The 12,885-nt window shown below is 40.2% G+C and carries 11 protein-coding genes; 6 read left to right on the top strand and 5 right to left on the bottom strand.

Going from position 1 to position 12,885, the window contains the following annotated elements:
• Positions 1 to 137: 137 nt before the first annotated feature.
• Together LQ201_RS09880 and LQ201_RS09875 are read right to left on the bottom strand one after the other, a co-directional pair.
• Positions 138 to 989: a helix-turn-helix domain-containing protein gene (locus tag LQ201_RS09880; protein WP_230141930.1), complete on the bottom strand. Its 852-nt coding sequence runs from the start codon at positions 987 to 989 to the stop codon at positions 138 to 140.
• 70 nt (positions 990 to 1,059) lie between these two features.
• Entirely contained in the window at positions 1,060 to 1,197 is a 138-nt protein-coding gene (locus LQ201_RS09875) for a hypothetical protein (RefSeq protein WP_230146632.1), read from the bottom strand.
• A 221-nt stretch (positions 1,198 to 1,418) separates the two neighbouring features.
• Here LQ201_RS09875 and LQ201_RS09870 point away from each other — a divergent pair, with 221 nt between their 5' ends.
• The 5 genes from LQ201_RS09870 to LQ201_RS09850 all read left to right on the top strand — a co-directional run bounded on the left by LQ201_RS09870 (position 1,419) and on the right by LQ201_RS09850 (position 5,283).
• Positions 1,419 to 2,279, top strand: a complete 861-nt coding sequence (locus tag LQ201_RS09870) for an AraC family transcriptional regulator (RefSeq protein WP_230141929.1) — start codon at positions 1,419 to 1,421, stop codon at positions 2,277 to 2,279.
• A gap of 71 nt (positions 2,280 to 2,350) precedes the next feature.
• Complete coding sequence (locus LQ201_RS09865; protein WP_230141926.1) at positions 2,351 to 3,217, top strand: SDR family NAD(P)-dependent oxidoreductase; 867 nt, start codon at positions 2,351 to 2,353, stop codon at positions 3,215 to 3,217.
• Positions 3,218 to 3,291: 74 nt separating this feature from the next.
• Positions 3,292 to 4,227 (top strand): DUF6268 family outer membrane beta-barrel protein, encoded by a 936-nt coding sequence (locus LQ201_RS09860; RefSeq protein WP_230141925.1) that lies wholly within the window; start codon positions 3,292 to 3,294, stop codon positions 4,225 to 4,227.
• A 446-nt stretch (positions 4,228 to 4,673) separates the two neighbouring features.
• Positions 4,674 to 5,003, top strand: a complete 330-nt coding sequence (locus LQ201_RS09855; protein WP_230141922.1) for a hypothetical protein — start codon at positions 4,674 to 4,676, stop codon at positions 5,001 to 5,003.
• A gap of 100 nt (positions 5,004 to 5,103) precedes the next feature.
• Entirely contained in the window at positions 5,104 to 5,283 is a 180-nt protein-coding gene (locus LQ201_RS09850; protein WP_230141920.1) for a histone H1, read from the top strand.
• Between the two features lie 316 nt (positions 5,284 to 5,599).
• Here the strand turns inward: LQ201_RS09850 and LQ201_RS09845 are convergent, their stop codons facing one another.
• Complete coding sequence (locus LQ201_RS09845; RefSeq protein ID WP_230141918.1) at positions 5,600 to 6,094, bottom strand: protease; 495 nt, start codon at positions 6,092 to 6,094, stop codon at positions 5,600 to 5,602.
• A gap of 655 nt (positions 6,095 to 6,749) precedes the next feature.
• Entirely contained in the window at positions 6,750 to 8,108 is a 1,359-nt protein-coding gene (gene mnmE, locus LQ201_RS09840) for a tRNA uridine-5-carboxymethylaminomethyl(34) synthesis GTPase MnmE (protein ID WP_230141916.1), read from the bottom strand.
• Positions 8,109 to 8,822: 714 nt separating this feature from the next.
• On the opposite strand from mnmE, the gene LQ201_RS09835 reads away from it, so the two are divergent.
• Entirely contained in the window at positions 8,823 to 9,947 is a 1,125-nt protein-coding gene (locus tag LQ201_RS09835) for an AI-2E family transporter (protein WP_230141915.1), read from the top strand.
• 166 nt (positions 9,948 to 10,113) lie between these two features.
• Here LQ201_RS09835 and LQ201_RS09830 read toward each other — a convergent pair whose 3' ends face one another.
• Positions 10,114 to 12,822, bottom strand: a complete 2,709-nt coding sequence (locus tag LQ201_RS09830) for an outer membrane beta-barrel protein (protein ID WP_230146631.1) — start codon at positions 12,820 to 12,822, stop codon at positions 10,114 to 10,116.
• Positions 12,823 to 12,885 lie beyond the last annotated feature (63 nt).

The raw sequence follows: 12,885 nt of genomic DNA, 5'->3' as shown, positions 1-12,885 counted from the left end.
GTCTTGCAGGACATTTTTAAAGTTTTGGCGTTAAAATCCAAACAATTTTCTTCGTACCAAATCGTAACCTTTTGCTTTTTTTTGCAGAGGAGCCGCAGTTTCGCCAATTATGAATTAAAATTTAGACTGAACAGGATTTATTTACAGTTCTTTCTAAATGCTTCAGGGGAATAATTTGAATGCTTTTTAAAAAAGCGGGCAAAGTAGGAGGGATCTTCAAAACCTAAATCGAAAGCGATTTGATTGACTTGATTGCCGGTTGCCAGAAGGTGCCTTTTAGCTTCGAGTACAATTTGCTCGTTAATGAGCTGTGAGCAGGTCTTACCAACAGTCTCTTTGGTTATTTTATTGAGCTGAAAAGTAGTAAGGTGCATCATTTCGGCATATTGTATCACTTGTTTATGCGTGACAATATGGTTTTGTAATAGTTCCAGTAGTTCTTCCAATTGATTTTGGGAATACATGTTGCCCTCATTTGTAATTTCTTTTGGTTCCCTGCTCTGTCTTGCCAGTTCAATAAATAGAATCTCCAAGCCTGCTTTGATTACTTCTTTGTAGTGATCTTGTTTTTGGCTATATTCTTCATCAATGAGAGACAATTGCGATAACAATTTGCCAAATTTCTCAACTGAAAGCGGGCAGTGATTCTTATTGCTTACTTTTCGCAGAACGAAATTGACTGGCGCGCCTTTTGGTGCGTAAAAGTCATGGTTAAATTGGACCAAATAGCCCTTGCAGCCTTGTTTTAGCGTGAGCTGATGAACCTGGCCCGGTCGCATAAAGAAAACAGAATAGTCATTAACAGGGTAATTGGTAAAATCAATGTGATGTTCCCCATGCCCTTTCTCTAAAAACAAAGCAAAAAAGAAACTGTGCCTGTGAAGTTCCTGCACTAAATCTTTGTCAGAGAGTAAAGTGCCGACATTTCGAATACTAAAACCCGCTGAAAAATCAGGCTCTTTAATTTGTCTTATGCTAATTTCATTCATTCAAGTGCTGTCGGCGATATTTTGGAGGACGATCCTCCCTGTAAAGATAGAACAAATTTTTCTGCTGCTATTAAATGATAAAGGTGATTTTACGGAGGCCAACCATTACTTTAATTTGAGCGGTAGCTTCTAAAAACTCATCCATCGTCACAGGTTTGCCTAAAAAAATCGATCTCTGAAGATCTATCTGTGGATGTGAATAAAGCATGTCAGAGCTGATAAATACATTAGGCCGATGTGATCAACCTGCCTGGCGAGCGCTATACCCGAAAGGTTAACGAAGGCGGTGGCATCAGTTCCGTCTTTCGAAAACTTGTTTTATCAAAAAATCCGTTGACAAGCATTTGCTAAATCAAAGGATTGAAAACCTTAATTATCAAAATAAAGATATTTAAGCTATAATTGGGCAATAATTTTAATAGGGTACTTATGATGGATCATATCTCGACACATTCCTTAAAAGATATCACCGATCAGGTAATAAGTATCAATAAATTTATCGGAGGGAAAGACAACACGGTGCCCTATACCAAACCCGCGCACCGGAGAGATGACCATTACCTGTTTATTTTTCAAAAAAAGGGTATTAGTAAAATTGTAGTTGACTTCAACGATGTTGAACTGATTGGAAGTGTTGTATTATGTGTATTGCCAGGGCAGGTTCATTACGGTGTATCGGTATGTGATAACACAGAAGCCTGGCTGATTACCGTAGATACCAGTTTTATTGATGATGATTATAGGGCAATTTTCGATAAACATTATTTTCAGTGTATTCCGTTAGCATTGCCCGATCCCGAAAACATTGCGCTGGATAAGTGCATTGGGTTAATGCTCTCTATTAATGAAAACAGGCAAGGATTGAACTTTATTCCGAAGGTTCTGCATTCACTGATAGGTGCCTGTGTAGGCGTTTTCGCATCCGCTTACCAGCCGTTAGAAAATGAAGAGGCCGCAGTGCTCCGTACCCAGATTTTAACTAGGGATTTTAAACGGTTACTTTTGCGGCAGTTCAAAACACACAAAAGTACATCAGACTATGCGATAGATCTGAATATTAGTCCTGCCTATTTAAACGAGGCAGTAAAACAGACTACTGGCTTTCCGGTAGGTTTTTGGGTACAACAGGCTACAATGACGGAAGCTAAACGCCTATTGTATGCCACCGATAAGACGGTAAAAGAAATAGCGTATCTCTTGGGTTTTGCTGATCATGCATATTTTACCCGCTATTTTTCCAATGCAGAAGGGCGGTCTCCTTCTCAATTCAGGTTAGCTTACCGTAAATAATCCAATAGCTGCCACCATTTATCCATTTCCTGCTATAGTGCCCAACGCTAACTTTGGTCAAAAATTAGAAAATGGGAAATCATATTGTTTTTATTATCGGAGTGTTATGCTCTGCGCGGCTTTTTTATAGCCTTATCCGTTTTATCTACCCTTATGTTAGGGGCTCAACCCTTAAAAAATACCTTAAAAATGATGCTTTTGCCTTGGTGACCGGTTCATCTGATGGCATTGGCAAGGCCATTGCCATAGCGCTCGCAGAAAAAGGATTTAATATAGTGCTACATGGCCGTGATGCAGCTAAGTTGCATGGGGTAGAGAAAGAAATAGTTGCTGCTAACAGCAGATGTAAAGTGGTCTGCCTGGTATATGATGGGATGAAGGAAAGCCCGATGGATATTGGACAGATTAAGCACTTACCTATCAATATACTCGTGAATAATGTAGGTATTGGGCCTATCGGAAGATTTGGAGAATTCAAGGCTGAAGAAATTCATAGAACCATAACGCTCAATACATCGTTCCCTTCACAACTTACCCGTAATCTGTTACCTCAGTTGAGTATTAGCAAGTCGCTTATCTTAAATGTTTCATCATATGCAGGACTCTTTCCACCGCCTTATTTAGCGGTTTATGCAGCTACAAAAGCATATAATAATGCTTTTTCCATTTCTCTTTCCCGTGAACTGCAGAATACAGAAGTGATTTCGTTGATAACGGGCAGTGTTAATTCCGGAAGTAACATGAAACTCATTACATTTTTGCGCCCAAGTGCTGCAACATATGCCAGGCACGTACTTTCAATTGTAGGCTGTGGCAGAAATAGTATTGAACCGTATTGGCCACATGCCATCCAGACCTTCCTAATGTCTCTTCTTCCCGAAAAAATAATCAACAATATTACCAGAAAGGCAATTCAGGAAGAATTAGACCGAATCTGATAACCGGAATCTATCCAGCTGTCCAAAAATTAACCAGGCCTCACAGATCAGGAGGTATAAAAAATCAATTAAAAATGAAAATCAAAGCATCAATAATAGCAGTTATTGTTTCAGTCCTTTTTAAGTTAAATGTTCGGGCGCAGGAAAAGCCCGTAAACCAGCCCGCTCAAACGCCAACCCTTCAACTGGGCTATTTTAAAGCCGATTATGTTTATTCGCCCTTCAAGGTTAACGATGAAGATATACAGGTGCAACAGGCAAACGCCCATCTCATATTTCCACTCTACAGTAAACTGAATGATGGAAAACTTGATTTTTTTCTCACCGGCATAAGTTATACGGGTTTATTTGTATCAGGCAGTACGACAGACCTTGGAGCGTCTGCTTTTCATTCGTTTTCAATACCGCTTACCTACCAGAAATCTTTTTCGAACAGGTATTCACTGTCTGTATCTTTCATTCCAACGCTTTCATCCGACATGAAAGATATTTCAGGAGAGGATATGATCTACACCGGCGCTGCTGCATTTAAGGTAAAGGTATCGGAAAAATTTTCCTATTCCATTGGAGCAGTCTATTCAAAACAGTTTTTCGGCAGTTTGCTGTTGCCTTTAGTAGGCATAGACTGGCAGATTAACAGTAAACTTAACCTATCGGGGTCTTTGCCTATCTCTCAAAGATTGAAATACAATCTGTCAGCTAAAAATGCCGTAGGTGTCAACAATAATCTTGGAATTGGGGGTGGCACATACCGTTTAACTGAGGAAAGGAACTCTCCATATTTTCAGACCCAGCAATCTAAAATTTCCTTATTTTACAATTACATGCCAGCACGTAACTTTTCGATAGACTTTAATGCAGGTTGTAACTATGTTCAAAAACTTGGGCTGTACGATAAAAACCAGAAAGTAGAGTTGGCCCCTTTTGACAGCCTTGATGAGCGGATGCCGTTGGCTGAACTTAATAACACAGGCATTTCTGTAGGAGTAGGTATCAATTACCGGTTTTAACATGTGCCTATCTGGGCGATGTCGATCCTCTGATCCTAGCTAATGCTTTGGTTCTCAATAGCAAAACGACATCCATACGTTAATTTCTGTTGGATTACTAGCAAAATAGAAACTTGATATCGCTATTTTCAAGAAAATAGCTTACCAAAAAGCGGATATTGGATAATGGCAAAGAGCAACGGAAGGTAACCTTCAATGGAGATCAGGCTGGCCAGGTCAGCTCACTTTCTTATTTTAAACGGGGAGGAAAGATCGTGTGTGAAAAAGTAAAATAGACACTGGGAAAATATATGTTCTGCAGCTTTAAGTTAGCAATAAAAGTCTTCTGCGACGCTATTTTTGCGATTTTGCTCGCATTTGCTAAAGCCTTGTAAATTATTTTGCTCATTTTCAGTAGCTTAGCGCTTAAGGTTTTGTTGTCTGGTTTTTCGGTATATTTTTGTGCTATGACTGTTACGGTATTAGCAATTTTAGAGACAGATTTTAAACCTGAAAAAGCATTGGCGAAAGTGATGAACGACCGATTGAGCCGGACCGCGAAAGAATTGCAGGAGGTTCACTTCAGGCCCTTGTCCGGCAGGGGATTTGCCGATGATGACCTAGTTGTTTATCTCAGCTATAATCCTAAATACAAGATCCGCTACCGTATTGTAAATGACGTTCCCGCAGACATCGAATATTTTGTTGCCGAATGCTGCGGCAGGCTGGGCTTTATCCTTTGGCGGGCAAACGCGATAGGGGTAAGCAGTGATGTGGGGAATATCGGTTTTGAATAGTTCTTTTTTGCTTTCCCACTTAAATGTTTAGTTTTGGGGCTGGACACGTTCCTAGGACAAAATAGTTATATCCGGGCCCTTTGGCCTTTAAAAAACAGTTATGGACAAATTCAAACAGGTACAAGAAGTAATCGCTTCAGTTGAGGCTGATGTGACGAAATTTTATGATGGTGGAAATGCTGCAGCCGGTACACGTGTACGTAAAGCAATGCAGGACCTTAAAAGTCTTGCACAGGAGATCAGGGCTGAGGTTACAGAGAAAAAGAACAGCGCAAAATAAACAGGAGACTATTTTGGGAAATAAAGCCACTGGTATAGATCAGTGGCTTTTTGTTTGCATAATATTTCCTTCATCATATATGCCGGGAGACCTAGGCAACTGTATATGTTTTCTGGTGATGCCAGATTGATTTAATTTTGATGTCAACTTTTATTTTGTCTGGGCAACCGCCGGGCTACCCGCTCATACGCCTACAAGCCATAAGCACGGGCCGGTATCCGCTGCTATCCCTGTTGCGGAATAATCGGTATTTCAACGATCGGATAAGTTGACCATTAGTTAAAACTTGCGCCCCCCGGAATTACAAGGTATAAGGTTAGTTGGTGTACCTAAAGGTAACTGTGTTGGTGCTTTTTATCCCGCTCATGCCGCTGGAGTTATAAGAAACGGTGTATTTTTTTTCGGCTTCCAGCTGATAAGCTTTTAACAGGTCAACTTCTGATGATAGTACCTCTTTTGATTTAACAGCAAGGTAGCTGTCTGCGGGAGGGGGCATGATCCGCTTTGCCATAGGGCCTTTATAGGGAACCTCGTTTCCATTGTCATCTTTTATATCAAGGTATTTGCTCATCAAAGGTTCAAAGGGCGTGTGCCATTTGCAAAATGATTTTTCTGTGGACTGGTTATTATGTACCGTAAATTTTAAGGTGACCCTTTCTCCTGTCTTTATAATATCCTTTATACCAAGGACCAGGTAAAGTGAATCCCCCTGGTTTTTTGAGGGCTTGTTAGAAGACGCATTCCGCACCTTTGGACTGCAGCCTGCAAGTACGATCAATACTGCCGGAATAATAAATTTAAGTTTTAGCATACATGGTATTTTAAACACAAACGATAGACGCTGAGTAAATGCTACAGATGATTTTTAACTGGAAGATTTCCAGTGGGATTAAATATTTTTCCTCCTTCATGGGATACAGCTGCCTTTGTTTAATAGTCAGGCAAAAGAAAGCCGCGGCCCTTTATGATCGCTTTTGTACGGATACTAAGCGTCTGTTCATTGCTGGCAGAAATCTTCACATTACGGATTTTTTGTTTGTAGTGCCGCCTGTTGCAATTCAGGCTGCAGTACTTTGTGACCGTGGTTTTTGCCAAGAATGTCTTACCGCAGTGTTCGCAGATTCGCTCAACTGTTATATTGCTACTCATTTCATCCTTTTTTGCTGCATCTGCTGCAGGTCGACCGGACTTTTAGACCCCAGAACATCAGTGGTAATTTCCCCTCAAATAGTGGCTTATTAGCGTTGTTTAATGTTTTTTAGTGTCGTTAAGTGTCGATAAGCGACATCATTTCACCCATGATTTTTTTGGGAAAAATTTCAGGCGCTCGAGCAACAAATGAGCAACAAAATGCGAAAAATAGTGGTAAACCTCCAAGGAATTGTGGGAAGCGTATTGATATAACTTATTGATGACCAATATGTTGATTGTCTTTAGTTGTCGAAATTAGTGGTTGTTTTTGGGGATTATTTGCCGATACAAAACTTCGTAAATATATTCTCCAGCAAATCATCGGTAGTAACTGTACCTGTAATTTCACCAAGGTAATGTAGCGCCTGTTTAATATCCATCGCTAAGAAATCGGAGGTTACCGGATTGTCTACATTAGCCAAAACCCTTTGCAGTGCATGTTCGGTTTGTTTTAAAGCTTCTACATGGCGGATATTCGTTACTAGGGTTTCGCTGGTATTAATGTGATGCAAGTTAACCTGCTCTAATAAAGTGGTTTTTAATTCATCGATACCTTGTTTCTCTTTAGCAGAAATAAAAACAACATCTAACGCTTCGAAAGCTTTACGTTGTGCATCAGCCATGAGGTCGGCTTTATTGACTAAAATTAAATAGGGGATGGCCAATTGCGCTAACCCCCGAATCTGCTCTTCAATTTCTGAAATACTTTGAGCAGCATCGGCCATATAAATAATTAGTTTGGCCTGTTTCATTTTTTCTAAGGTACGTTCTACGCCTAAAGCTTCAATAATATCGGCTGTATCGCGGATTCCGGCTGTATCGATAAAACGGAAAACAATACCGCCAATGGTGAGTTCATCTTCAATGGTATCGCGTGTGGTTCCGGCAATATCCGAAACTATAGCGCGTTCTTCGTTCAGGAGGGCATTTAATAGGGTAGATTTACCCACATTAGGCTTGCCTGCAATAACAATTGGAACCCCATTTTTAATCACATTTCCCATCTCGAAAGAGGAGATCAAGCGTTGCAGAACGTAGTTGATTTTGTTTACAAGATTTTTTAGCTGCTCACGGTTGGCAAACTCTACATCTTCTTCAGCAAAATCGAGCTCAAGCTCAATCATCGAGGCAAAATGGATCAATTGTTCGCGTAAACCTTTTAATTCGTTGGCAAAGCCGCCACGCATCTGTTGCATGGCCACATCATGCGAAGCCTTCGAATTGGAGGCAATTAAATCGGCTACTGCTTCGGCCTGACTTAGATCGAAAGCACCGTTTAAAAAGGCACGTAAGGTAAACTCGCCAGGTTTGGCAGCACGGGCTCCTTTACTAACTAACAGGTTAATAATCTGTTGGATAATATAATTAGAACCATGGCAGGAAATTTCTACCACATTTTCTTTAGTATACGATTTTGGGGCAACAAATAAACCCGCTACCACTTCATCAACAATATGATCGCCATCTTTAACCAGTCCAAAATGTAAAGTATGCGAAGCCTGCTTTTCTAAATCTTTTCCTGCAAATACGGTATTGGTAAGTGAAATAGCCTCCGGACCAGATAAACGGATTACGCCAATGGCGCCAGAACCTGAAGGAGTAGATAAAGCAATAATGGTATCTTGATTATTCATGTTGGGTATTAAAGCTGCAAAAATAAGGCTAATCTGTGGGTATATCGTGTAAGGGAAGTAATTTTTTTAAGCATTGGTTAATCGGTTAATTGTAGAAATCGGTTAATTGAAGCTAAACGCCAAACGCTCAACGCCAAATAAACTAATAGTCCTTCGACTACGCTACCATTGACGTTATTCTATAAACAACTATTAATCAATATTTTAGCCGCCGTCGAATTTCCATCCAGCTAGGCCATAGCACGGTATCTCCGTTCTACTTAAATCCGGCCTAACAAATTTTTCGGGCTCCACCGACCCAGCCTACCCACTAGCTTTGAAAGAAAAATTTTCAGCCGGTGTTTTTTGTTTTTTCATACACCTTTATGTTTTTCAAAGGCATTCAAGCTAGCTGCGCTGGTCTTTTTGACAGCAAAAAGAAAGAGCCGCATCGGCGGCGGCGAGCCGAGGCAAGGATGAGCCTCTGGGCAAAAAAAAGATATGCGTCATTCATATTGATTTTTATACAATAAATTATCCCTCAGGGTGACTTATCGAAGGAAATAGATTAGTTTAATCCTAACTACAAGCACCTAACTCCGAACTGGTTAATCTGTTAATAACTCCAGACTGCCGACCCCGGACTATAAACTCGTTCCGCTTTTCAATATTAAAGCTTATCTTAAAACATTTTCACTCCGATTGTGTTTAAACCTCAAATCAGAATAAGCTTTTATGACGAACAATTTACCCCTGACCGTTAAACGATCGATAGAATTATTGGGTCTGATGGCCATTGTTGCCGTTATGGTAATCGGAAGAGATATTATTATGCCGATGTTGATGGCTTTTTTTATCAGCATTATGTTGCTACCGGTGTATCGCTTTTTAAAAAGAAAAAAAATACCCGAATCGTTAGCCATTATCTTATCCATTTTATTAGTGGCACTGTTTGTAGCTTTGATTATTTGGTTTTTTTCGAACCAGATTGGCATTTTGGTTAAAGATTTTCCACAGATAAAAGCGAACGTAACACAGCATATCAATTCATTAAGCGATTGGATCAGTCGCATTACCCATTACGACGATAAAGAGCAAAAAGCCTTCATACAAACTAAAAGCGACGATCTGATGAACATGGGGACCTCACTTGCAGGTGGTGCTGCCGTTACCTTAAGTGGCGTTTTTGTATTTATCGGTTTGTTACCCATTTATATTTACCTGATGCTTTTTTATAAAGACATTTTATTGCGCTTTATCTTCATGTGGTTTAAAACAGAAGATCATCCAAAAGTGAAAGAAGCGATTTATGAAACCGAGTCGATCATTAAAAGCTACTTAATCGGACTGTTAATCCAGATCACCTACATGACTATTTTATTGGGCGGAATATTGATGTTAATCGGTATAAAACATGCCTTATTAATCGGGGTAATCTTTGCCATCTTAAACCTGATCCCTTATGTGGGGGCCTTAATTGGTAACTTGATAGGGGTGCTGCTTACGCTCACTTCATCTCAAGAATTATGGCCGGTAATTACCGTTTTAGGCGTAATAGCATTCGTTCAATTTTTAGATAACAACATACTCATGCCGCGCATAGTAGGCTCTAAAGTGAAAATTAATGCCTTATTTGCCATCCTCGGGGTATTTATCGGTGGCAGTATAGCCGGGGTTTCGGGAATGTTCCTCGCACTGCCTATTGTGGCTGTACTCAAAATTGTCTTCGATCGCACAGAATCATTCAAACAATGGGGGGTATTACTAGGAGATGAACGCCCGGCTAAAAGTCCGATGACTTTTCCCAACTTTAGGAAGAAAAAGCCAGTGGCTACTAAAACGGGGATAGAAAAGGGCTAGGCTGATAAGGATGGAGGATGGGAAATGTATAATGGAGAATGTAATTGGTTCTGCGGCAATCAGCGTAATCTACGGGAAGCCAATTAGTATAGTTTTCCCGCAGATTTAAGAAGATAAGCGCAGATGAGATCTATCTCTCTTCCTCGTAAAAAAATGTAAGCTAATCTTAACCTCCAAATTTACGTACTCTATAAATGAGTGATAACATGAAATACCTTCCTAATCGGTTAACTTGCTTATCTACAATTACGTTATCGAATACATCTCTTGATATCCCTGAGTTTTGATCAAAAAGATCGAATCCTTCTACACGGATAGCAGCCATATCATTCTTCATAAACTTATATTCCATTGATAAACGAAGCAGTGTTGGATTACGCACCGCACCATTATCAAAACCAGAGTTAATCTGTTTCGTGAAATTGTAGCCCAGGGTAAGGTCTTTAAAGAAATAATTCCGGCCCTCTATGCCACACTCAAAACGGTTAGATTGGCGGTCGGTAAACGTCTCATTCGAATATTTGGTCAGGTTTTGCGAATAAGAGGTTTCTACCTCAAAATTAACAATATCTTTCAGGTCTACCCTAAATTCGAGTTCCTGGCGCCAGGCGATATTGCGTGCTTCTATTCGGCTATTATCGGTAAAACTAATGTTGTTGTTCAACTGTCCCGAACCAGAATAACCAATGGTAAACTTCCGCTCTGGCGAGAGCGGTTTACTAATATCGTAATCGCCTTGTAAAGTATAGTACCCATCTGTATTAATGTAACTGGTAAGCTGGTTTACAGTACCTGGTACACGCTCTTTAGTGGTTACAATCCTATCGTTAGTGCGTTCGTACTTGAAATTAGCTATGATCACTTTTCCTGCACTCCAATCGGCTTGTTTGTAATGGGCATTGATACTGTGGATAAATTCGGGTTTTAAATTCGGGTTACCCGTAACCACATTCTGCAGGTTCGAATTGTCGGATATAGGTTGCAGTTGTAAGAATCCAGGTTGGTTATTTCTGCCCCAATAATTTACGTCCAGCGATTGCTGGTTAGAAAATTTATACGAGAACCGACCAGATGGAATGAGGTTAAAAGTACGGTTAACGGTTTCAATATTATTACTTAAATTCTGTCCCTGGAGTAAGGCCGGCTGTGCATTTATGCCCAGTGTATAGTTCAGCTTTTCGCTGATATAACGGTAATTCAGTCCCACTTTATTGGTGATAAACTGATAATCGTAAATATTGCTAAGGTTTGGATTAAATACCTGATTACCATTAGCCACATCATAAGCATCTCTCGAATTATTTGTTGATGATCGGTTCCAGCTGTAGTTTACTTCTAAAAAGGTTTTTTTCCAAAGTGGCTCCATGTACGATGCGCCAATGTTAAGTCCTAAATTTCGGCTATTTTGGTTGTTCAACTGATTTTGTAATACCGAATCGGCTACGTTAGCATGAATGTTGATGTATTTGTTGTACACATCGCCAAAATTTTCGCCATTGGTGTAATTAATGTTACCCCAGGAAGTCAGGTTCCGGCCTTTCTTCGAAAATTTATGGTTGTAAAATATGTTGGTACGGGCATTCAGGTTATTCGAACTACTGAAATTATTACTTTCCCTTCTGGTGAATAAAGTGTCTTGAGTAATAAGTGAGCTACCTGTATTATTGCCACTATTGGTATTATAAGAAAAGTTCGGGGAAATTTTAAGGTAATTCATGGTATCTATTTTATACTCTAAATTACCCCCAAACCAATGGCTATAGTTATCGCTCTTACCGTTGTTGCGGGCATCTTCAAGTCTGCTCAGCGGATTTTGCCCCGCATCTTGTAAAACACTTTGTGTATAGGTAGAACTAATGGTGTTGTTTTTATTGTTGTTAAAATTATATCCGGCATCTGCCGAGAGTTTGGTGTTAAACTCATTTTTATAGTTAAGTCCGGCAACATTTCTGGTTGTAATGCCATCGCCGCCGCCACCACGCATATTGGCATTGGCCGAAGTGCCATCGAATGAGATCTGCTGTTCACCCTTCATGCTATTTCCCCGTATATTGGTATTATAACGATCGGCGTTGCCCAAACCTGCAGAGGCCCTGGCAAAATAACCTTTCTTTTTATCTTCTTCAATAGTCAGGTTCAGCACCTTTTCCGGCTCGCCCGTTTTAATGCCTGTAAGTTTGGCCTGATCGCCATAATCGTCGATAAACTGAAGGTTTTTGATAATATCGGCAGGAAGATTTTTAATGGCTGTGGCTACATCAGTTCCGAAGAAATCTTTGCCGTTAACTCGTATTTTGGTTACAGGCGAACCCTGACTGGTTACATTCCCATCCTTATCTACCTTAATACCGGGCAGTTTTTTCAGCACTTCGTCAACAGCATCTCCATCTCTAACCGGAAAGGCTTTGGCACTAAAACTCACGGTATCTTCGGTTACTTTAACAGGAGGAACACCCGAGATCACTACGCCCTCAAGTGTGTTCGATGATGGTTTAAGCCTGATATCGGTGATGTTTAAAATACTACCCTTTTCGATCTGATACTGTTTAATAAATGTATCGAAGCCGATAAAAGCTGCTGATAAGGTAAACTGTTTAGATTTAATTTTGTCCAACGCAAATGTACCATCATTATTGGCAGAGGTGCCTATACTGTCGGCACCGAATTTAATCCTGACTACCGCACCGGGTAGTGGTAAGCCTGCAGTATCTAACACTATACCCTTTACGGCATAATTTTGTGCGTTAGTGTTTGTGAAAATACCTGCAAAGAGCAGGAGTAGCAAAATCGATTTAGTAAAAGCCCTCATGAATTTATTTGTGTGTGGCATAAAAGTACGGAGCAGCGCGTTAACCCTGTTCAGCGTAATCAACATGTTACTGATTTTGGCTATTTTAGCTATTGAGGTGATGGCTTTTTGCTGCCTTTCCCTTGGGTA

The sequence above is a fragment of the Pedobacter sp. Bi126 genome, from assembly GCF_918698245.1.
In the GTDB taxonomy this organism is placed as follows: domain Bacteria; phylum Bacteroidota; class Bacteroidia; order Sphingobacteriales; family Sphingobacteriaceae; genus Pedobacter.
This window is presented reverse-complemented; position numbering and strand designations above follow the sequence as displayed.